The sequence below is a fragment of the Streptomyces sp. AM8-1-1 genome (assembly GCF_032229325.1).
In the GTDB taxonomy this organism is placed as follows: domain Bacteria; phylum Actinomycetota; class Actinomycetes; order Streptomycetales; family Streptomycetaceae; genus Streptomyces; species Streptomyces achmelvichensis.
Genome location: NZ_CP135086.1, coordinates 6,707,426 through 6,728,082 on the forward strand (window position 1 = coordinate 6,707,426; position 20,657 = coordinate 6,728,082).

Below are 20,657 nucleotides of genomic sequence, written 5' to 3' on the forward strand. Positions count from 1 at the left end.
ATCATTTAGAGGAGCAGTTCAGTGAGCATCGACAAGCCCGAGATCGACTTCCCGGGTGGCGAGCCGCCGGCCGACCTGGAGATCAAGGAGATCTGGGAGGGCGAGGGCCCGGTGGCCAAGGCGGGCGACACCGTCAAGGTCCACTACGTGGGTGTGGCCTTCTCCACCGGCGAGGAGTTCGACGCCTCCTGGAACCGCGGCACCCCGCTGCAGTTCCAGCTCGGTGCCGGTCAGGTCATCGCCGGCTGGGACGAGGGCGTGCAGGGCATGAAGGTCGGCGGCCGCCGCCAGCTGACCATCCCCGCGCACCTCGCGTACGGCGACCGCGGCGCCGGTGGCGGCGTCATCGCCCCGGGCGAGACGCTGATCTTCGTCTGCGACCTGGTCGGCGTCTGATCGTCTCCGGTCGAAAAGGGCCCATGCTCCCTGGGGGGCATGGGCCCTCGGCTTTGCCGCGACACCCCGGGGCGGTACGGTCGTCGCTGGGCGGAAGTGACTCGATCAGAAGAGGTGCAGGGCGTCGATGGCCATTGCCAAGGCGGAGCGGCTGATGAATCTGGCGCTGTGCCTGCTCGGAACCCGGCGCCCCCTCAGTAAACGCGAACTGCGCGGATCCATCGAGGCCTACCTCGAAGCGGGCTCCGACGACTCCTTCAACCGGATGTTCGAGCGCGACAAGGACGATCTGCGCGAACTCGGCCTGGTCATCGAGACCGTCGAGAACCTCGACGGTGACACCGGCTATCTCGCCCGCCGCGACAGCAACCGGCTGCCCGCCATCACGCTCGACGCCGAGGAAGCGGCCGCTCTCGGCCTCGCGGCCAAGGTCTGGCAGCAGGCCAGGCTCGCCGGCGCGGCCAGCGGCGCGCTCCAGAAGCTGCGCGCGGCAGGCATGCCCGAGGCCGAGGACTCCTACGAGGCCCAGCACAGCGCGCTCGAGCCCCGTATCCCCGTGCACGAAGCCGCCTTCGAGCCGCTGATGCTCGCCTGCCGCCACCGCCGGCCCGTGGTCTTCGACTACCGCAAGGGGAACGCCGCCCGTCCCGAGCAGCGCCAGGTCGAACCCTGGACGCTCGAATGCTGGCGCGGCCACTGGTACCTGGCCGGCTGGGACCGGGAGCGGGCGGCCGAGCGCGTCTTCCGGCTCTCCCGCATCACCGGCAAGGTCCGCTCGCGCGCCGGCTCCTTCACCGCGCCGGTCCCCGACGTCGTCACCGTCCGCGAGACGGTGGAGAGCTGGGCGGGGGAGACCGCGACCCGCACCGCCCGGATCCGGCTGCGCACCGGCTGCGGCTACCCGCTGCGTGCCCGGGCCGCGTCGGTACGGGAACTGGGGGACGGCTGGGAAGAGTTGGAGATTCCGTACGGACACGGTCTGGATGCCTGGCTGGTGGAGTTCGGCCCGGATGTCGTCGTCCTGGAGCCCGCGGATCTGCGGGCCGACGTGGTGGAGCGGCTGCGCGCCGTGGCCAAGGGCTGAGGGGGACAGTTACGACCATGGCCGCCAACGCCATCGATCAGACCAGACGGATGCTCTCGCTGGTGACCTATCTGCGCGAGCGCCCCGGCGCCCGCGTCGGGGACGTCGCCCGCGCCTTCGGGATCACCGAGGACGAGCTGATCTCCGACCTCGACGTCCTGCCGATGTGCGGGACCAGCTTCCGTGGCGGTGACCTCCTCGACATCGACACCGACGGCGACCGCATCTGGTGGCACAACCCCGACGACGTCGCCGAGCCGCTGCGGCTCGCGGCCGACGAGGCAACCGCGCTGCTGGTGGCCGCGCGCGCCGTGGCCATGCTGCCCGGGCTGCGCGAGGGCGACCGCGAGGCCCTGATCCGGGCCACCGCCAAGCTGGAGGCGGCCGCGGGCGAGGTGGCCGGGGCGAGCTCGCGGCTGTCCGTGACCTTCGAGTCCGAGGGCGGGGTCTTCGCCGAGGTGGACCGGGCGATCTCGGAGCGCCGGCGGCTGTGGCTGCGGTACTACTCGCCCGCGCGCGACGAGCTCACCGAGCGCGAGGTCGACCCGATCCGGCTCTTCGCCGTCGGGCACACCTACATGGAGGCCTGGTGCCGCCTCTCCGAGGCACGCCGGACCTTCCGGCTCGACCGGGTCGCCGAGATCAAACTGCTCGACGCCCCGTCCGCGCCGCCCGAGATCGAACTGCGGGATCTGTCGGAGGGGCTGGTCCAGCCCTCCGCCGACGATCCCGAGGTGGTCATCGAGGTGGGACCCGGCGGCCGCTGGGTGGCGGAGTACTACCCGCACGACAGCGCCGAGGAGCTCCAGGACGGCTGTCTGCGCATCACGCTGCGTACTCCGTCCCCGTCCTCGCTGCGCCGGCTGGCGCTGCGGCTCGGCCAGGACGGCCGGATCGTCGCGCCCCAGGACCTCGCGGACAGCGCGCGGCAGGCGGCACGCGAGGCGCTCGCGGCCTACGACGGCCAGGAATAGGGGGATTCGCGGCACATGTCTGTGACATCCGGTTTCGCTGCGTCGATGGCTCCGGTTTTCTTCAAGGCCGGCTGCCCCGACTGCCGCGCGCGCTTCGAACTCTCCGCCGGGGCGCTGCGGCTCGCGATCGGCGGCAGCCACCGTACGACCTTCTACTCCTTCACCTGCCCCGAGTGCGGCTCCGCCGTCCGCAAGCCGGCGGGGGAGCGGATCATCGAACTCCTCACCGGCGGCGGCGTGAGCACGCTGCGGCTCCACTCCACCGTCCGCAACGTCTAGTGCCGCTCCCGGCTGTGTCCCGCCGCGAACGTCTAGTGCCGCTCCCGGCCGTGTCCTGCCGCGCCGCCCCGCACGCACTCCCCGCTAGCCCTTCGGGCACGGGAGGTGCCCCCATGCTGCGGGGCCACCAGCCCTTGACGGGCAGACACGGCCGGTCGAGGCACTAGGCTCTGCGCATGTTCTGGCCCATGCTCGCCATCGCTCTCGGCTTCCTCGGGATCGCCGTTCTCGGCGTCCTCGCGATCCGTGTGTTCGTCGAGGCACAGCGGCTCGGCCACGAGGTCGCCCGCACCACGGAGCGGATCAACCGCGCCGCCGAGGATCTGGAGAAGGCGGCCGCCGAGATGGCCCGTACCGGCGAAACCCTGCGCTGAACCGCTGGTGAGGGAGGGGCTTCGGGGCCCCGGGGCGCGGAGGTAGGCTTCTCCCAGCGGCCCAGACGGCGAGGCACGGGCCGCAACGGCGAGTATGCACAGGCATTGCCCTGCGTTTACTCCCCCGGGTTACGATCGCTCACACAGCACGGCGGTCGGACGCCTGTCCGACCAGCAGGCCAGCCCCACCCCAGCCGCCTCGGTGAGAAGGTACACGCTTATGTTCGGACGGATCGGCGCTCCGGAGATCATCCTGATCCTCGTCGTCATCATCCTCCTGTTCGGCGCCAAGAAGCTTCCGGACATGGCCCGTTCGCTGGGCAAGTCCGCCCGCATCCTCAAGAGCGAGGCCAAGGCGATGAAGTCGGAGGGCGGTCAGCAGCCCGCGCCCGCCGACCCGCCGCAGCCCGGTACGCCGCAGGACCAGGCCAACCCGCGCACGATCAAGGCCGCTCCCGGCGATGTGACCAGCTCGCGTCCCGTGACCGAGCCGACGGACACCACCCAGCGCTGAGACAGAGCCGCCCAGGGCCCCGTCACCGGTGAGGGCCTGCCGCACGAGATGAGGACGTGGGTTGCTCAAGTCTGCCCGCAAGCAGGAGAGGGATCCCGAGGGGCGGATGCCCCTCGTGGAGCACCTGCGTGAGCTTCGGAACAGGCTCGCGAAGGGACTCCTGGCGATCGTGGCCATCACGGTCGTCGCCGCCTTCTTCTACAACGACATCATCAACTTCTTCACCAAGCCCGTTCTGGAGTCGGTGGGTTGCCCCAGCTCTTTCTCGGAGCTGGCGAAGAAGCCCGAGGACACCACGTGCGCGCAGATCACCATCAATGGCCTGCTGACGCCGTTCACCCTCGCGCTGAAGGTCTCCCTCATGGCGGGTGTCGTCCTCGCCTCGCCGATCTGGCTCTACCAGCTGTGGGCCTTCCTCGCGCCCGGCCTGCACAAGAGTGAGAAGAAGTACGCGCTGATCTTCGTCGGCGCCGGCTTCCCCCTCTTCCTGGGCGGCGGCTACTTCGCCTACCAGGTGCTGCCGACCACCGCGAAGGTGCTGATCGAGTTCACGCCGTTCGGTGTGGACAACCTGCTGCCGCTGGACGATCTGCTCGACCTCGTGACCCGTATGGTGATCGTCTTCGGCCTCGCCTTCGAGCTGCCGCTGCTGCTGGTGCTGCTCAACCTCGGCGGGGTCATCACCGGCCGGCGGATGCTCGGCTGGTGGCGCGGCATGATCATGGGCATCACCGTCTTCGCCGCCCTGGCCACGCCCAGCACCGACCCGCTCACGATGATCGCGCTGGCGGCGCCCATCACCGTGCTGTACTTCGTCGCCACCGGCATCTCGCTGGTCAACGACCGCCGCCGGGCCATCCGGGACGCCAAGGGCCCCCGAGCCGACGAGGCCTCCGAGCTCGACCTCACGCCGGAGGACATCGGCGAGATCGAGCCCGTCTCCGCGACGCGCGCCCTGCCGGAGCAGGCGACGGGCGAGGCGGACGGCGGACGTTCGCACCGGCTCAACGGATACGACGACATCACCTGAGACGCGGGATGTGCGAAGGGGCCGGACGGAATCTCCGTCCGGCCCCTTCGCCGTCCCGGGCGGGGTGCTGGGCCGTGTCCGTCCGGCGCCTTTCGCCGTCCGGGCGGCGCGCTGGGCCGTATCCGTACGGCGGCTTGGCCCGCCCGGACCGCGTCCGGCCGGGTGGCCGGGGCGGAAAATAAAGATCGCGGTGACTGTCAGAGCTGACGGGTAGGCTCGTGTACAAGATGACCGAGGACCTCTCTCCCGCTGAGCGCTACGCCGCCGCCCGCATCCGCGCCGCCGAGGAGGCCACTGCGCTGGCCCCCTTCCGCGAGATGTACGAATTCGATCTGGACCCGTTCCAGATCGAAGCCTGTCAGGCTCTGGAAGCGGGCAAGGGCGTGCTCGTCGCCGCACCCACCGGGTCCGGCAAGACCATCGTCGGCGAGTTCGCCGTCCACCTGGCCCTTCAGCAGGGCCGCAAATGCTTCTACACCACGCCGATCAAGGCGCTGTCCAACCAGAAGTACGCCGACCTGGCCAAGCGCTACGGCGCGGACAAGGTCGGCCTGCTGACCGGCGACAACAGCATCAACTCCGAGGCGCCGGTGGTCGTGATGACCACCGAGGTGCTGCGCAACATGCTGTACGCGGGCTCGCAGTCGCTGCTCGGCCTCGGCTACGTGGTGATGGACGAGGTCCACTACCTCTCCGACCGCTTCCGCGGCGCCGTCTGGGAGGAAGTGATCATCCACCTCCCCGAGTCGGTGACGCTGGTGTCGCTCTCCGCGACCGTCTCCAACGCGGAGGAGTTCGGTGACTGGCTGGACACCGTCCGTGGCGACACCGAGGTGATCGTCTCCGAGCACCGGCCCGTGCCGCTCTGGCAGCACGTCATGGCCGGCCGGCGGATGTACGACCTGTTCGAGGAGGAGAGCGACCACGGCGGCCGGGGGACCGGCCGGCGCGAGGTCAACCCCGACCTGGTGCGTCTGGCGCGGATGGAGAACCAGCGCACGTACAACCCGCGTGACCGGCGGCGCGGCAAGATGGTGCGCGAGGCCGACCGCGAGCGCGAGCGCCGTCAGCGCAGCCGGATCTGGACCCCCGGGCGTCCCGAGGTCATCGACCGGCTCGACGCGGAGGGGCTGCTGCCCGCGATCACCTTCATCTTCAGCCGCGCCGGCTGCGAGGCCGCCGTACAGCAATGTCTGTACGCGGGGCTGCGGTTGAACGACGACGAGGCGCGGGTGAGGGTGCGCGAGATCGTCGAGGAGCGGACCCGGTCGATCCCCACGGAGGATCTGCACGTCCTCGGCTACTACGAGTGGCTGGAGGGCCTGGAGCGGGGCGTTGCCGCGCACCACGCCGGGATGCTGCCGACCTTCAAGGAAGTCGTCGAGGAACTCTTCGTCCGCGGCCTGGTCAAGGCCGTGTTCGCCACGGAGACGCTGGCGCTCGGGATCAACATGCCCGCGCGTTCCGTGGTGTTGGAGAAGCTCGTCAAGTGGAACGGCGAGCAGCACGCGGACATCACGCCCGGTGAGTACACGCAGTTGACGGGGCGCGCCGGGCGGCGCGGTATCGATGTCGAGGGTCATGCCGTGGTGCTGTGGCAGCGCGGCATGGACCCGGCGGCGCTCGCGGGTCTCGCCGGTACGCGGACCTACCCCCTGCGCTCCAGCTTCAGGCCGTCGTACAACATGGCGGTCAACCTGGTGCAGCAGTTCGGTCGGCACCGCTCGCGCGAGCTGCTGGAGACGTCGTTCGCGCAGTTCCAGGCGGACCGGTCCGTCGTCGGTATCTCGCGTCAGGTCCAGAAGAACGAAGAGGGCCTGGAGGGCTACCGCGCGGGCATGACCTGCCACCTCGGCGACTTCGAGGAGTACGCGCGGCTGCGCCGTGAACTCAAGGACCGCGAGACCGAGCTGGCGAAGCAGGGCGCGGCACAGCGGCGGGCCGCGGCGGCGACCTCGCTGGAGAAGCTGAAGCCCGGCGACGTCATCCATGTGCCGACGGGCAAGTTCGCCGGTCTGGCGCTGGTGCTCGACCCCGGGATCCCGGCGGGACGGACCAACGGACACCGCGGGTTCGAACAGCACGACGGCCCGCGGCCGTTGGTGCTGACCGCGGAGCGGCAGGTCAAGCGGCTGGCGTCGATGGACTTCCCGGTGCCGGTGGAGGCGCTGGAGCGGATGCGGATCCCGAAGTCGTTCAACGCGCGGTCGCCGCAGTCGCGGCGCGACCTGGCGTCCGCGCTGCGCACCAAGGCGGGCCACATCGTCCCCGACAGGCACCGCAAGCAGCGGGCGGCAGCGGCGGACGACCGCGAGATCGCCCGGCTGCGTTCGGAGTTGCGCGCGCACCCGTGCCACGGCTGCGACGAGCGCGAGGACCATGCGCGCTGGGCCGAGCGCTACCACCGGCTCCAGCGGGACACGCGCCAGCTGGAGCGGCGGATCGAAGGGCGGACGAACACCATCGCCCGCACCTTCGACCGGATCGTGGCGCTGCTGACCGAGATGGACTATCTGCGCGACGACGAGGTCACCGAACACGGCAAGCGTCTCGCCCGGCTCTACGGCGAGCTCGACCTGCTGGCGAGCGAGTGCCTGCGCGAGGGTGTGTGGGAGGGGCTCAACCCTGCCGAACTGGCCGCGTGCGTCTCGGCGTTGGTCTACGAGGCCCGCCAGTCGGACGACGCGGTGGCCCCGAAGGTCCCGGCGGGCAAGGCGAAGGTCGCGCTCGGCGAGATGGTGCAGATCTGGGGCAGGCTCGACGCGCTCGAAGAAGACTTCAAGATCAACCAGGCGGAGGGTGTGGGCCAGCGGGAACCGGACCTGGGCTTCGCCTGGGCGGCGTACCAGTGGGCGTCGGACAGGAGCCTGGACGAGGTGCTGCGCGAGGCGGACATGCCGGCGGGTGACTTCGTGCGCTGGACGAAGCAGGTGATCGACGTACTCGGTCAGATCGCGGCGGCGGCACCGCGGGAAGGCAGCACGGTCTCGAAGAACGCGCGCAAGGCGGTGGAGGGGTTGCTGCGGGGGGTTGTTGCCTACAGCTCGGTGGGCTGAGCGGGCATTGTGTTGTGCGGGTGGCTTGTGGCCGGGCCGCCTGTTCGGTGCGGGTGCTTGGTGCGGGTTCTTGTCCGGTGCGGGTTCTTGTGGTGCGGCTGCGCCGGGTTGGTGGGTGGGTGCGGGGTTCGGGTTCTCCGGAGGGGGGTGTCCGGACTGCTTTCTCACCGCGCTTCGCGCGAGTTGCTGAAGCTTTGACGTCCGGACACCCCCCTCCTGCGCCCCCGCCCCCCTCCCGCCCGTCAGCGATCCCCCGCCCGTCCGTGGACAGGGGTGCGCTGCGAGGGTGGGGTGAGGCGAGGGCGTACCGCCCGGGTCGCGTGCAGGGACGGGGACGTGCAGGGGTCGTGTCCGGGACGTCAAAGCGCCCGCAACTCGCGCGAAGCGCGGTGAGGACCGCAGTCCCGGACATGACCCCGGAACGGCACCGGGACAGCAACCGCACAACCGGCCGAGCCACAACCACCTGACGGCCGAGCCACAGCGAATCGATCCCGACCAATCCGATACCCCTCCGGCACCGAATCCCCCCTGAGGGACGGTGCCGGACGCCGTTCGGAGGGAGCGGGAATGACAGTGAACCGGTCTCGCACGGCCATGGTCGGCAGCGGTGTCGCCCGCCTGCGCGCGGCGGACGTCGTGCGGCGCTCCCTCGATGCGGCACCCGGCGACCGTTCGTGTCCTGCCGTGCACCGCAGGGTTCAACCCCACCTGTTCTCCAGCGAATTGCTCGTACAGCCTCGTCCCGTTCATGTTCCTCAGGAGGGTGTGAAGTGACCGTGTCCGTGTCCTCAGCGTCCCCCGCGCGCCCGCGCACCGCCCCCGTCGACGCCCGGCGCTGGCCCGACGTGGCCGACCTGCCCAGGACCTCCCCGCTGCGGACGGCGGTCGCCGAACGGCTCGTGCGTCGCGCGCTCGGCAGGCTGCCGTTGCGGGTGCGCCTCGGTGGCGGGGAGCCGGTCGGGCGGGGTGGGCCGTTCATGGAGGTTCATGAGCCGCGGCGATTCTTCCGGCGCATCGGGCACAGCGGCCTCATCGGATTCGGTGAGTCGTACATGGCGGGCGAGTGGGAGGCCCGCGACCTCGTCGGCGTGCTCACCGTGCTCGCCGAGAACGCCGACTCGCTCGTGCCGGGAACGCTGCACCGGCTGCGCGGTGCATGGGCGACCCCACAGCCCGCCGAGCACCGCAACACGGCCGAGAACGCCCAGGCCAACGTGAGTCACCACTTCGACCTCTCCAACGAGTTGTTCGCGCTCTTCCTCGACGAGACCCTGTCGTACTCCTCCGGCCTCTTCCGCGGATTCCCCGCCGAGCCGCAGTTGCTGGCCGCCGCGCAGCACCGCAGGATCGACCGGCTGCTCGACCGGGCGAACGTCACCGCCGGGACCCAGCTGCTGGAGATCGGCACGGGCTGGGGCGAGCTGGCGATCCGCGCGGCGCAGCGCGGGGCACGCGTGCTGACCGTGACGCTCTCGCGGGAGCAGCAGACGCTCGCCCGCCGGCGGATCCGCCGGGCCGGTCTCGAGGACCGGGTGACCGTCCTGCTGCGGGACTACCGCAACGTCCTCGGGCGCTACGACGCCATCGTGAGCGGGGAGACCCTCGAGGCGATCGGCGCGGAGTTCTGGCCGGACTACTTCATGGCGCTGGACCGTCTGCTCGCACCCGGCGGCCGGGTCGCCCTCCAGACCATCACCATGCCGCACGACCGGATGACCGCCTCCCGGAGCACGCACACCTGGATCCAGAAGTACATCTTCCCCGGCGGGATGGTTCCGTCGGCCGAGGCCATCGAGCAGGTCGTCGGCGGCTGCACCGCGCTGCGCGTTGCGGCGCGGGACAGCTTCGGACCGCACTACGCGGAGACCCTGCGGCTGTGGCGCGAACGCTTCACCGAGCGCGCCGCCGACGTCGGAGCCCTCGGCTTCGACGAGACCTTCCGCCGGATGTGGACCTTCTATCTCGCCTACTCCGAAGCGGGCTTCCGCTCCGGCTCTCTGGACGTCCAGCAGGTGCTGCTGACCAAGGACGTTCCGGTTTCCTGACTCGCCGCGCGGACCCGGGGTGTCTGACAGCGCCCCGGGTCAGACCTGACCGCGGGCCTGCTCGCAGCGCGCCCGGTCCTCCTGCGGATCCACCAGCGGCTCCGGATAGTCGAGCCGGGCCCGCCGCAGATCGTCGAGCGCCCACGGCCGGTGTACCTCGGGCCCGGCCAGCTCGGCCAGTTCGGGAACCCAGCGGCGCACATGGTCGCCGTGCGGATCGAAGCGCTGCGCCCACGCGAGCGGATCGGGGACCCTGTCCGTCCGCGGCTCCGTTCCGGTGCCCGCGGCCCCCTGCCAGTTGAGCTGGTTGTCGGCGATGTCCCCGTCGACCAGCAGGTCCAGGAAGTGACGCGCCCCGATCCGCCAGTCCACGTACAGCGTCTGCGTCAGGTAGTCCGCCGCGAGCAGCCGGGAGCGGTGGTGCATCCAGCCCTCGTGCAGCAGCTGCCGCATGCCCGCGTCCACGACGGGGCAGCCCGTGCGCCCCTCCTTCCACGCGGTGATGTCCTTCTCGTCCCGGCGCCACCGTTCGCCGCGCGGACGGTAGTCGGCATGGGCCACGTCCGGGCGGGCCGCGAGGACCTGGTGGTGGAAGTCCCGCCGGGCCAGCCGCCGTACGAACGCGTCCGCGCCCGGCCCGCCCACGCCGCGTGCCCGCCCCACCAGTTCGGCCGCGGACAGGGTGCCGAAATGCAGATGGGCCGAGAGCCGCGAGGTGGTGTCCCCGGACAGGTCGTCGTGCCGCTCCCCATACGCCTCGACGCCCGAGCCGCCGCGGTCGAGCCAGGCGGTCAGCCGCTGCCGTCCCTCGTGCTCACCGCCCCTGGCGACCGCGGGCGACGCCCCGGGCACCGCAGTCCGCCGGGGCAGCGGATGGCCCGCCAGTTCGGGGACCGCCACGGCGTGGGGCGGTGCCACCACCTCGCGCAGCCCCGCCCGGTCCCAGCTGCCGAAGTACGGCTCGAACGCCGCGTAGTGGTTGCTGTCGGCGGGTGTCAGCCGACCGGGCGGCACGGCGGTGGTGACCCCCTCGTGCACATGCAGGGCGCACCGGACCGCCGTCAGCGCCGTACGCAGCTGGTCCTCCCGGCGTTGGGCATAGGCGCTGACACCGGCGGCGATGTGCACCGCGCGGGCGCCGCTCTCGGTGACCACCCGGCACACCTGCTCGGTGACATCGCCGATACGGATCACCAGGCGGCCGCCTCGCTCCCGCAGACCTGCGTCGAGCGAGGCGAGGCAATCCGCCAGAAAGGCGCGGCGGTTGGGCACGGCGAAACCCGCCCGCTGCACCCCGCGGTCGACCACGAACAACGGCACCACCTCGTCCGCCCCGCGCACGGCGGCGCTCAGCGCCGGCTGGTCGTGCACGCGCAGGTCGGAGGTGAAGAGCATGACCGCCACACTCATGAGCCGTCCTTCCTCAGGCAGGGAAGTTCATCAGAGCCACGGGGTCGCTGGTGGGTTTGGGCGAGCCGCCGGCCGGCTCGACGGTGACGCCCATGCCGGAGGCCGCGTTCACCGGACCGTCCATGAGGAGCGCGTTGTCAGCGGTGGCCGGGTCCATCAGTCCGGCCGGCCGCATGGTGCCGCCGTCGTTGAACCAGAGCTGGTAGACCTTGCCCGCCGGCGGCCTGGGCAGCCCCGAGACGAGGAAGGCCGCCTGGTTGCGGCTCTTGGAGACGACGACCGTGCCGCGGCCGCCGTCCTGGAGCTTGGTGCTGCTCACCTGGGCGTCCGGCGCGGCGAGGACCGCGGCGAGCTCGGCCGTCTGCTGCTCCGCGCGCTGCGCCGCCCGGCGGGCGTCCTGTGCCTCCTGGTGCTGCCAGAAGGAGACCCCGCCGAAGGCCGCGGCCGCGGCGAGACAGGCCGCCAGGACGAATCGGGACAGCCCGCGGCTCCGGCGCCGGCCGGCGTGCAGCCGGGTGACGCGCGGCGGTTGCTGGCGCTCGGCGGATATCTTGCGCATCACCTGCTGTTTCAGCGCGGGCGGCGGGACCACGGCGGCGGCCATGCCCAACTTGCTCACCGTCGCGGCGAGTTCCCGCACCTCCTGTTCGCAGGACGGACAGTTCTCCATGTGCCGCTCGAACTCGGCGCGCTCGTCGGGCGCCAGCGCGTGCAGCACATAGGCGCCGGTCAGCGTGTGCAGATCAGCGGTGGTCATGCGCTCACCCCCAGGCAGTCGCGCAGCCGGATGAGCCCGTCGCGCAGTCTCGTCTTGACCGTGCCCAGTGGCACGGAGAGCAGTTCGGCCACTTCGCGGTAGGCCAGCCCCCGGTAGTACGCGAGGGTCACCGACTGGCGCTGGAGTTCGGTCAGTCCGCCGAGGCACCGCCGTACCTGCTCGCGTTCGAGCCGGGCCTCGACCTGCTCGGTGACCTCGTCGTACGCGGGTGTCCGCTCCAGCAGCGCGGCCCGCCGTTCGCGGTCCGTGGCCGCCTGCGCCGACCGGACGCGGTCCACGGCGCGCCGGTGCGCGAGCGTGAGGATCCAGGTCATGGCCGATCCGCGGGTGGGCTGGAAACGTGCCGCGGTGCGCCACACCTCGATCAGCACTTCCTGGGTCACCTCCTCCGACTGGGCCGGGTCCCGCAACACGGCCCGGACCAGGCCGAGTACCGGTCCGCACGCCGCGTCGTACACCCGCGAGAAGGCGTCCTGGTCACCGCGGGCCACCAGGGCGAGCAACTGTTGCAGATCTGGTCGCGCCGAGGCGGGACCGCCGATGCGTACGGCGTCGTTCACGCAGCTTCCTCCACTGTGCGGGCATCTCGTCCGGACAGAATCACCAGGCATTCGGTGCTGCTGGTGCTGCGGATTGGTCCGGATTCGCAGATGGTTGCACGAGTGGGGAACGGGTGGTCCCGCAGGTACCCGTCGGTGGGGGCGGGTTCGGGCCGAGGGCCCGGCTAGCGTCCCTGAACGGACACCGGCCGGGCGGTCCCGGCGGCGCCACCGGCCGCACCGGCGGCGGACCGCATCCGTACCGCGCGCAGCAGCAGGAAGACGGGGAACGCGAGCGGAGAGAGCAGGATCGTGAAGACGAGCAGCGGGCTCATCACCAGAGGGCTGATTCCCAGCCGCCGTCCTTCGAGGTGCATCCACTGGCCGAGCAGCAGGTCCCAGGCGATGATCTGCGCCCACACCGCGCCCGCGCCGCCCGCCAGTTCGGTCAGCTCGCGGAACCTGTCGATGTCCGGGCTGCTCACGGCCGTCCAGATCTCCGGGAGGACCGGGACGGCCAGGGTCACATAGACGACCAGCACCGGGAGGACGGTCAGCGGTGACGCGGCGACGCGGGCAGTGACCCGCCGGGTCGGCGCGAAGATCATCAGCAGCCACACCGGACTCGCCAGATAGAAGGAGAGCTGGAAGAGGAAGGCGGTCATGGCGCGAGCTCCTTTCCGGGTCCGATGGGGCCCGAGTCGCCGGGGACGTGGCTATGGATAGTGGAACTAGCCACTATCGGATAGCCTCACTATCCATGGCGCGCAGGTGCACCGGCAAGGGCGGAAGGATGAACACGTCGTGCGGATAGGGGAGTTGAGCCGCAGGACCGGCGTGCCGGTACCCACGATCACGTACTACGTCCGGGAAGGGCTTCTGCCGGCCGGCCGGCAGACCAGCCCGAACCGGACGGCATACGACGAGGCACACGAACGCCGACTGCGCCTGATCCGGGCCCTGTTGGAGATCGGCGGCCTCGAGGTGGCGGCTGTCGCGGACGTACTCGCCGCTGTCGACGACGGCGGCAGGCCGGTGCACAGTGTGCTGGGCGTGGCCGCGGATCTGATCGCCCCTCGGTACGCCGGGGGAGAGGCGGATGCCGAACGGGACGCCGCGCGCGTACGGGTGCGGGAACTGATCGCCCGGCGCGGCTGGCTCGTCGAGGACGACTCCCGGGCCGCGGACGCGCTCGCGACGGCACTCGCCGCGCTGGAGCGTGCCGGCCACGGAGACTTCGACCAGGTGCTCGACACCTACGCGGACGCGGCGGAGAAGGTGGCACGGGCGGACCTGGCGTACGTCGCGCGCCGGGCGGGCCGGGACGGTGTGGTGGAGAGCGCGGTCGTCGGCACGGTCCTCGGGGACGCCCTCCTGGCGTCACTGCGCAGGCTCGCGCACGCGGACGGTTCGGCGTGGGCGTATGTGAACGGCCAGGGCGGGGTGGCGGGGGCGGGGGAGCCGCGGGGGTGAAGGTGCGGTGCCGGCCGATCACCCCTCGGGGCGCCGACGCGTCGTCAGGCCGCCGGCTCCTGTTCCCGCTCCACCTGCTCGTTCCACTCGCGCTTCACCGCGCGCCACGCCTCGTCGCTCTGGCCCAGCCGCCAATAGCCCGAGATCGACAGCTGTTCGCGCGGTACCTGCCGCTCCAGTCGCAGATGGCGGCGCAGTTCCTTCACGAAGCCCGCCTCGCCGTGGACGAACGCGCACACCCTGCCCTCGGGGAACTTGAGGGCGGTCACCGCCGCCACCAGTGCCTCGCCGACCGGCCTGCCCGAGCGGTGCAGCCACTGGATCTCCACGCCGTCGGGCGTGACGACCTTCTGCTCGTCCTCGGGGCCATCGACCTCCACGAAGGCGTGCACCCGCGCACCCGCCGGCATGGTCTCCAGCGACGCGGCGATCGCGGGCAGCGCGCTCTCGTCGCCCACCAGCAGATGCCAGGCCGCCGCGGCGTCGGGCGCGTATCCGCCGCCGGGGCCTAGGATGCGCAGGAGGTTACCCACGCGGGCCCGCGCCGCCCAGGGGCCGGCGAGGCCCTCGTCGCCGTGGACCACGAAGTCGATCGTCAGCTCGCCGCTGTCCCGGTCCCAACTCCGGACCGTGTACGTGCGGTTCGCGGGCCACTGATCGCGCGGGAACTCCGCACGGATCCGGTCCATGTCGAACGGCTCCGGGTAGCTGACGCCCTCCGGCGTGAACAGGAGCTTGACGTAGTGGTCGGTGAAGCCGTCGAGACCGAAGCCCGCCAGCCCCTCGCCGCCGAGGACGACGCGCACCATGTGCGGGGTGAGCTGCTCGGTGTGCACCACCCGCGACTCGTAGGCCTTCGGTGACGTGCGGGCCGGTCGTTCTGCCACGGCGGTCTCCCTGAACTCGTGCTGCTTAGGCTTGCCTAAGTTAGCACCTCAGGCGCGAAGAGTGCCCAGCAGGCGCAGCAGCGCGCCGCCGAGTCCCCACTGTGCCGCGAGTTCGTTCAAGGTCTCGGGATGGCGCGGTTCCGTGGGCAGAGCAGGGTCGAAGGCGGGAAGCGCCACGTCGGAGGCGACCCGGACGACCTTCGGCGCGACCGCCACGTAGTCCCGCGACTCGTCGAGCCGTTTGCGCTGCGACGGTGTGAGCTTCGCGGCCGGGTCGTCGACGGCGGCCATGATTCCGTCCAGGTCGCCGAAGGCGTCCAGCAGTTTGGCCGCGGTCTTCTCGCCGATCCCGGGCACGCCCGGCAGGCCGTCGCTCGGGTCGCCCCGCAGCAGCGCCAGATTCACGTACCCGGGGCCGTCCACGCCGTACCTCTCGCGGAGCCAGGCCTCGTCCGTCGTCTGGAGCGTCCCGACACCCTTGAGCGGGTACAGCACCCGCCGGCCGCGGGCGTCGTCGACCAGCTGGAACAGGTCACGGTCGCCGGTGACGATGTCCACCGGACCGGTGGCGCGCGCGGTCAGCGTGCCGATGACGTCGTCGGCCTCGTACCCGTCGGCGCCGACCCGGGCGATGCCGAGCGCGTCCAGCACCGCCGCGATCACCGGAACCTGCGGAGACAGGGTGTCCGGGATCTCCTCCTCGTCCGGGAGGCTCCGCTCCGTCTCCACGGCGACGCGGTGCGCCTTGTACGACGGGATCAGGTCGACCCGCCACTGCGGTCGCCAGTCGTTGTCCCAGCAGGCCACCAGGTCGTCGGGATGGTGGTCCTGGACCAGCCGCGTGATGAATTCGAGCAGCCCGCGCACGGCGTTGACCGGGGTGCCGTCGGGGGCCCGCACGGAGTCGGGGACCCCGAAATAGGCGCGGAAGTACAGGGAAGCGGTGTCGAGGAGCATCAGGCGTCGCGTCACACCCCGATGATGCCGCACCCCACCGACAGTCACCTCTCACCCTGTGAGCTCCTGGAGCGCCGGTCCCACGCGCGCTCCATGGAGCGCGGGTCCCGCCCGGTGAACGACCCCCGGGTGACCGGAATGTGACCTGGGTCACTCTTTCGTTTGGCTTGTTCCCGCCAGGGAAGGCGCGGGCCCGGAGCGGACCCCGTGCATGTTTCAACAATTGCCTCGGGCAAGCGGGCCGACCCCGCGAAGCTCCACGGTCTGCCAGTCGGGGGTGGCAGACCGTTTTCGGTTCGATCGGTGAGGTGTATGTGTCCAGGCTGCAAGCCGAGCACTTGTACAAAGTGTTCGGCAGACGACCCGACGAAGCGGTGAGCAGGCTCGAAGGCGGAGCCGGCCGCGACGAGCTCCGCGCCGACGGCACGACCGCAGCGGTGATCGACGCCTCGTTCACCGTCGAACCGGGTCAGATCTTCGTCGTCATGGGCCTCTCCGGGTCCGGCAAGTCCACGCTGCTGCGCATGCTCAACGGGCTGCTCGACCCCACCGCCGGACGCGTCCTCTTCGACGGTCAGGACCTCACCGCCCTGAGCCCGCGCGACCTGCGCACCGTCCGCTCCACGAAGATCAGCATGGTCTTCCAGCACTTCGCGCTGTTCCCGCACCGCAGCGTTCTGGAGAACGCCGGCTACGGACTCGAGGTCCAGGGCGTCGCCCGCCCGGAGCGCGACCGCCGCGCCGCCGAGGCGCTGGAGATGGTCGGCCTCGCCGGCTGGGAGAACTCCTGGCCCGACGAGCTGTCCGGCGGTATGCAGCAGCGTGTCGGCCTCGCCCGCGCGCTCGCCACCGACGCCGATCTGCTGCTGATGGACGAGTCCTTCAGCGCGCTCGACCCGCTGATCCGCCGCGACATGCAGGACCAGCTCCTGGAGCTCCAGAAGCGGCTCAAGAAGACCATCGTCTTCATCACCCACGACCTGAACGAGGCCATGCGCCTCGGCGACCGCATCGCCGTGATGCGCGACGGCGAGATCGTGCAGCTGGGCACCGCCGAGGACATCCTCGTCACGCCCGCCAACGACTACGTCGCCTCCTTCACACAGGACGTCGACCGCTCCCGCGTCCTCACCGCCGGCGCGATCATGGCCGACCCGGAGACCGCGTACGGCAGCAGGACGGACAACGGCAAGGAGCTGAAGGGCGCACGCGACGTACTCGCCGCCGCCCCCGCCACCGTCTCCGCGGACACCCCGATCATCGAGCTGTTCACGCCCTGCTCCACCAGTGGTGTCGCTGTCGCCGTCGTCGACGACGAGGGCGAACTCATCGGCGTCGTACCGCGTGCCCGGCTGCTCGCCGTCCTCGGCGAGCCCATGACCCCCGCACCCGTGCCGCCGCAGAACACCGCCCCCGCGAAGAGCATCGCCACGGCCGGCGACGCCGACGCGGCCGACAAGGCGGTGGCCAGTGCCTAGGCTCCATCTCGGCGACTGGGTCGACAGCGGTGTCAACTGGCTCCAGTCCCATCTCTCCTGGCTGTTCGACGCCATCAGCTCGGTCGTCACCGGGATGTACGACGGCATCGACTCGGTGCTCTCCGCACCCGAACCGCTGCTGTTCGCGGGCATGCTCGCCGTCGTCGCCTGGTGGCTGCGCGGACTGCTCGCCGGCGGGCTCGCCTTCGCGGGCTTCGCCCTCATCGACTCCATCGAGCTGTGGGACGACGCGATGTCGACCCTCTCGCTGGTGCTCGTCGCCACCATCGTCACGCTGGTGATCGCCGTACCACTCGGCATCTGGGCCTCGCGCTCCAAGACCGTCAGCGCCGTGACCCGGCCGGTTCTGGACTTCATGCAGACCATGCCGGCGATGGTGTACCTGATCCCCGGCATCATCTTCTTCGGCGTCGGCGTGGTGCCCGGCATCATCGCCACCATCGTCTTCGCGCTGCCGCCCGGCGTACGGATGACCGAGCTCGGCATCCGTCAGGTCGACGAGGAACTCGTCGAGGCCGCCGAGGCGTTCGGCACCACTCCGCGCAACACCCTGCTGCGCGTCCAGCTGCCGCTCGCACTGCCCACGATCATGGCCGGCATCAACCAGGTCATCATGCTGGGCCTGTCCATGGTCGTCATCGCCGGCATGGTCGGCGGCGGCGGGCTCGGCGGCGCCGTGTACCGCGCCATCGGCAACGTCGACATCGGCCTCGGCTTCGAGGCGGGCATCTCCATCGTCATCCTCGCCATGTACCTGGACCGCATCACCGGCGCGCTCGGCCGCCAGGTCTCACCGCTGGGCCGTCGCGCGATCGCCAAGGCCAAGGCCATGACCGGCGGGCTGAAGATCTGGGACCACCGCCCGCAGCCCGTGGTCGCGGTCGTCGGTGTCGTCGTCCTCGCGCTGGTCGCCGGCGGTATGGGCATGTTCGGCGGCACCAAGTCCGCCGACGCGTCCGACGCCTCGAACGTGGGTCAGGGCAAGAAGGTCTCCATCGGCTACATCCCCTGGGACGAGGGCATCGCCTCCACGTTCCTGTGGAAGGAACTGCTGGAGCAGCGCGGCTACGAGGTCGACACCAAGCAGCTGGAGGCCGGATCGCTCTACACCGGCCTCGCCGGCGGCCAGATCGACTTCCAGACCGACTCGTGGCTGCCCGTCACCCACGCCCAGTACTGGAAGAAGTACCAGAGCAAGCTGGAGGACCTCGGCTCCTGGTACGGCCCCACCTCGCTGGAGCTGTCCGTGCCCTCCTATGTGAAGGGCATCGACTCGCTGGCGGACCTCAAGGGGAAGTCGGCACAGTTCAAGGGCCGGATCATCGGCATCGAGCCGAGCGCCGGAATGATGGGCCTGCTCAAGGACAAGGTGCTCAAGGAGTACGGCCTGGAGGGCGAGTACAAGGTCGTCGACGGTTCGACGCCCGGCATGCTCGCCGAGCTGAAGCGCGCGTACGAGAAGAAGGAACCGATCGTCACCACGCTGTGGTCGCCGCACTGGGCCTACAGCAGCTACGACCTGAAGAAGCTCAAGGACCCCAAGGTGTCGTGGGGCAAGGGCGACGGCGTGCACACGCTGGCGCGCAAGGGCTTCTCGGCGGACAACCCGCAGGTCGGCAAGTGGCTGAAGAGCTTCAAGATGACCGAGAAGCAGCTCACGGACCTCGAAGCGACGATCCAGAAGACCGGCAAGGGCAAGGAGCAGGACGCCGTACGCGACTGGCTGGCCAAGAATCCCGGGCTCGCCGACAAGTGGACCCCCGTCGCCAAGGCGGGCAAGGCCGCGAACGGCAAGGACGAGCGCGAACGCCCGCTGGAGGTCGCCTGGTTCCCGTGGGAGGAGGACATCGCCGCCACGTATCTGTGGAAGGCGGTCCTCGAGGAGCGCGGGTACACCATGAATCTCAAGCAGTTCGAGGTCGGTCCGATGTACACCGCGATGTCGCGCGGTCAGATCGACGTCCAGTTCGACGGCTGGCTGCCGAACACCCAGAAGAAGTACTGGGACAAGTACGGCGACAAACTTACCGACGTCGGCTCCTGGTACGGACCCACCTCACTGGAGATCGCGGTGCCCTCCTATGTGAAGGGTGTCGACTCGCTCGAGGATCTCAAGGGCCGCGGTGGAGAGTTCAAGGGCCGCATCGTCGGTATCGAGCCGGGCACCGAGACCATGAACATCCTCAAGAACAAGGTCCTGCCGGGCTACGGCATCGACGGTGAGTACAAGGTCGTCGACAGCTCCACCCCCGGCATGCTCGCCGAGCTGAAGCGGGCGTACGCCAAGAAGGAACCCATCGCCGTGATGCTGTGGACCCCGCACTGGGCCTACAACGAGTACGGCCTCACCAAGCTGAAGGACCCCGAGAAGGCCTTCGGCACGGGAGACCGCATCCACACGGTGGCGAGCAAGGACTTCCCGAAGAACTATCCGCGGCTGACCGGCTGGCTCAAGAACTTCAAGCTCAGCGAGAAGCAGCTCGCCGGCCTGGAGAACGAGATCCAGAAGCGCGGAACGGGACACGAGGAGGAGGCGGTGAAGGCCTGGATGAAGGAGAACCCGGGCATCGCCGACCGGATGGCGCCGCAGTAGCGGTCGCACACAGTGACGGCAGGGCTGCCTGCCGTACCCGGGGCGCAACGGGGTGGTTCTCGCCGGAGGCGGGGGCCACCCCGTCCGGCTTTCCCCGCCGGCGCCGGGTCCGTGACCTGATGCGGGAGCGGTCGGACCCCGAAGCTGCGTAAGGTGAAGACAGACCAGGGGAAGGGGAGCCCGGCAGATGGACGAGAAGGACGGCAAGGACCCGAAGGAGACCGAGCGTCTTCGAGTCGGCGCTGCCGTGCGCCGGCGCCGTCGTGCGCTCGACCTCACCCTTGCCACGGTCGCCGAGCGCAGCGGCCTGTCCATCCCCTTCCTCAGCCAGGTGGAGAACGAACGCGCCCGCCCCAGCGTCCGCTCCCTCCAGCGGGTCGCCGACGCCCTGGAGACCACGGCGAGCCGGCTGCTCGCCGCGTCCGACGCGGCCCGCACGGTCGCGGTCGTCCGCGCCGACGAGGACGACGACGCGCCGCCCGTGCCGAGGGCCCGTCGGCTCGTCCGCGGCCGGCATCAACTCGAAGCCCTGGAGTTCACCGGGGAGCACGACACCGGGGGAGAGTTCCAGCACCGCAACGACGAGCTGATGTATGTCGCCGACGGCGCGGTGGAGCTGGAGGCCGAGGGCCGCGCCTACCGCCTGGTCCGGGGCGACACCCTGTTCCTGTCCGGCGGGGTACGGCACCGGTGGCGGGCGACCCTGCCCGAGACCCGCATCGTCGTGGTCACCGTCGCCGAGCACCTCGAGACGCCGGAACCGTAG

19 protein-coding genes are annotated in these 20,657 nt (G+C 70.6%); 13 read left to right on the forward strand and 6 right to left on the reverse strand.

The genetic code is table 11. The features are described 5' to 3' along the window. Positions 1–21 precede the first annotated feature (21 nt). From RPQ07_RS29920 to RPQ07_RS29960, 9 genes are all read left to right on the forward strand, one after another. A complete protein-coding gene (locus RPQ07_RS29920; RefSeq protein ID WP_313947326.1) occupies positions 22–396 on the forward strand; it encodes an FKBP-type peptidyl-prolyl cis-trans isomerase in 375 nt (124 codons plus the stop codon). Positions 397–523: 127 nt separating this feature from the next. Continuing rightward, positions 524–1,480: a WYL domain-containing protein gene (locus tag RPQ07_RS29925; protein ID WP_313947327.1), complete on the forward strand. Its 957-nt coding sequence runs from the start codon at positions 524–526 to the stop codon at positions 1,478–1,480. 17 nt (positions 1,481–1,497) lie between these two features. Beyond that, positions 1,498–2,454, forward strand: coding sequence for a WYL domain-containing protein (locus RPQ07_RS29930; protein WP_313947328.1), 957 nt, complete (start codon positions 1,498–1,500; stop codon positions 2,452–2,454). A gap of 15 nt (positions 2,455–2,469) precedes the next feature. Continuing rightward, positions 2,470–2,733 (forward strand): hypothetical protein, encoded by a 264-nt coding sequence (locus RPQ07_RS29935; protein ID WP_313947329.1) that lies wholly within the window; start codon positions 2,470–2,472, stop codon positions 2,731–2,733. Positions 2,734–2,909: 176 nt separating this feature from the next. Then, a complete protein-coding gene (locus tag RPQ07_RS29940) occupies positions 2,910–3,107 on the forward strand; it encodes a hypothetical protein (protein WP_313947330.1) in 198 nt (65 codons plus the stop codon). Positions 3,108–3,327: 220 nt separating this feature from the next. Further along, positions 3,328–3,621 (forward strand): Sec-independent protein translocase subunit TatA, encoded by a 294-nt coding sequence (tatA, locus tag RPQ07_RS29945; RefSeq protein WP_313947331.1) that lies wholly within the window; start codon positions 3,328–3,330, stop codon positions 3,619–3,621. A gap of 61 nt (positions 3,622–3,682) precedes the next feature. Next, positions 3,683–4,651: a twin-arginine translocase subunit TatC gene (gene tatC, locus RPQ07_RS29950; RefSeq protein WP_313947332.1), complete on the forward strand. Its 969-nt coding sequence runs from the start codon at positions 3,683–3,685 to the stop codon at positions 4,649–4,651. Between the two features lie 227 nt (positions 4,652–4,878). Next, a complete protein-coding gene (locus RPQ07_RS29955; RefSeq protein ID WP_313947333.1) occupies positions 4,879–7,707 on the forward strand; it encodes a DEAD/DEAH box helicase in 2,829 nt (942 codons plus the stop codon). Positions 7,708–8,480: 773 nt separating this feature from the next. After that, positions 8,481–9,755, forward strand: coding sequence for a class I SAM-dependent methyltransferase (locus RPQ07_RS29960; protein WP_413777793.1), 1,275 nt, complete (start codon positions 8,481–8,483; stop codon positions 9,753–9,755). Positions 9,756–9,794: 39 nt separating this feature from the next. Here the strand turns inward: RPQ07_RS29960 and RPQ07_RS29965 are convergent, their stop codons facing one another. The 4 genes from RPQ07_RS29965 to RPQ07_RS29980 form a co-directional block, all read right to left on the reverse strand. Next, positions 9,795–11,165, reverse strand: a complete 1,371-nt coding sequence (locus RPQ07_RS29965) for a deoxyribodipyrimidine photo-lyase (RefSeq protein ID WP_313947334.1) — start codon at positions 11,163–11,165, stop codon at positions 9,795–9,797. Between the two features lie 13 nt (positions 11,166–11,178). Continuing rightward, positions 11,179–11,922 carry an anti-sigma factor gene (locus RPQ07_RS29970; RefSeq protein WP_313947335.1) on the reverse strand — a complete coding sequence of 248 codons (744 nt, stop codon included), beginning with the start codon at positions 11,920–11,922 and terminating at the stop codon, positions 11,179–11,181. Further along, positions 11,919–12,503, reverse strand: coding sequence for a sigma-70 family RNA polymerase sigma factor (locus tag RPQ07_RS29975; RefSeq protein ID WP_313947336.1), 585 nt, complete (start codon positions 12,501–12,503; stop codon positions 11,919–11,921). Before RPQ07_RS29975 ends, RPQ07_RS29970 begins: the two co-directional genes overlap by 4 nt. Before the next feature lie 164 nt (positions 12,504–12,667). Continuing rightward, positions 12,668–13,147, reverse strand: a complete 480-nt coding sequence (locus RPQ07_RS29980; protein WP_313947337.1) for an ABA4-like family protein — start codon at positions 13,145–13,147, stop codon at positions 12,668–12,670. Between the two features lie 172 nt (positions 13,148–13,319). Between RPQ07_RS29980 and RPQ07_RS29985 the strand changes: the two genes are divergently transcribed. After that, the gene (locus tag RPQ07_RS29985; RefSeq protein WP_413777794.1) at positions 13,320–13,955 is read left to right on the forward strand and encodes a MerR family transcriptional regulator; all 636 of its coding nucleotides are present in this window, start codon (positions 13,320–13,322) and stop codon (positions 13,953–13,955) included. Between the two features lie 44 nt (positions 13,956–13,999). On the opposite strand, the gene RPQ07_RS29990 is transcribed toward RPQ07_RS29985, so the two are convergent. Continuing rightward, entirely contained in the window at positions 14,000–14,842 is an 843-nt protein-coding gene (locus RPQ07_RS29990) for a siderophore-interacting protein (protein WP_313947339.1), read from the reverse strand. Positions 14,843–14,890: 48 nt separating this feature from the next. Then, positions 14,891–15,799, reverse strand: a complete 909-nt coding sequence (locus tag RPQ07_RS29995) for a 5'-3' exonuclease (protein ID WP_313949080.1) — start codon at positions 15,797–15,799, stop codon at positions 14,891–14,893. A gap of 314 nt (positions 15,800–16,113) precedes the next feature. Here RPQ07_RS29995 and RPQ07_RS30000 point away from each other — a divergent pair, with 314 nt between their 5' ends. From RPQ07_RS30000 to RPQ07_RS30010, 3 genes are all read left to right on the forward strand, one after another. After that, positions 16,114–17,277 carry a glycine betaine/L-proline ABC transporter ATP-binding protein gene (locus tag RPQ07_RS30000; protein WP_313947340.1) on the forward strand — a complete coding sequence of 388 codons (1,164 nt, stop codon included), beginning with the start codon at positions 16,114–16,116 and terminating at the stop codon, positions 17,275–17,277. Beyond that, positions 17,270–19,891, forward strand: coding sequence for an ABC transporter permease/substrate binding protein (locus RPQ07_RS30005; RefSeq protein WP_313947341.1), 2,622 nt, complete (start codon positions 17,270–17,272; stop codon positions 19,889–19,891). The genes RPQ07_RS30000 and RPQ07_RS30005 overlap by 8 nt, the downstream gene beginning before the upstream one ends. A 187-nt stretch (positions 19,892–20,078) precedes the next feature. Further along, complete coding sequence (locus RPQ07_RS30010) at positions 20,079–20,657, forward strand: helix-turn-helix domain-containing protein (RefSeq protein ID WP_313947342.1); 579 nt, start codon at positions 20,079–20,081, stop codon at positions 20,655–20,657.

What these genes read in the sequence shown, in the direction of transcription:
- RPQ07_RS29925 (WP_313947327.1), top strand. Translation starts at nt 524, where the DNA reads ATGGCCATTGCCAAGGCGGAGCGGCTGATGAATCTGGCGCTGTGCCTG.
- RPQ07_RS29930 (WP_313947328.1), top strand. Translation starts at nt 1,498, where the DNA reads ATGGCCGCCAACGCCATCGATCAGACCAGACGGATGCTCTCGCTGGTG.
- RPQ07_RS29935 (WP_313947329.1), top strand. Translation starts at nt 2,470, where the DNA reads ATGTCTGTGACATCCGGTTTCGCTGCGTCGATGGCTCCGGTTTTCTTC.
- RPQ07_RS29940 (WP_313947330.1), top strand. Translation starts at nt 2,910, where the DNA reads ATGTTCTGGCCCATGCTCGCCATCGCTCTCGGCTTCCTCGGGATCGCC.
- tatA (WP_313947331.1), top strand. Translation starts at nt 3,328, where the DNA reads ATGTTCGGACGGATCGGCGCTCCGGAGATCATCCTGATCCTCGTCGTC.
- RPQ07_RS29955 (WP_313947333.1), top strand. Translation starts at nt 4,879, where the DNA reads ATGACCGAGGACCTCTCTCCCGCTGAGCGCTACGCCGCCGCCCGCATC.
- RPQ07_RS29965 (WP_313947334.1), bottom strand. Translation starts at nt 11,165, where the DNA reads ATGAGTGTGGCGGTCATGCTCTTCACCTCCGACCTGCGCGTGCACGAC.
- RPQ07_RS29970 (WP_313947335.1), bottom strand. Translation starts at nt 11,922, where the DNA reads ATGACCACCGCTGATCTGCACACGCTGACCGGCGCCTATGTGCTGCAC.
- RPQ07_RS29980 (WP_313947337.1), bottom strand. Translation starts at nt 13,147, where the DNA reads ATGACCGCCTTCCTCTTCCAGCTCTCCTTCTATCTGGCGAGTCCGGTG.
- RPQ07_RS29995 (WP_313949080.1), bottom strand. Translation starts at nt 15,799, where the DNA reads ATGCTCCTCGACACCGCTTCCCTGTACTTCCGCGCCTATTTCGGGGTC.
- RPQ07_RS30010 (WP_313947342.1), top strand. Translation starts at nt 20,079, where the DNA reads ATGGACGAGAAGGACGGCAAGGACCCGAAGGAGACCGAGCGTCTTCGA.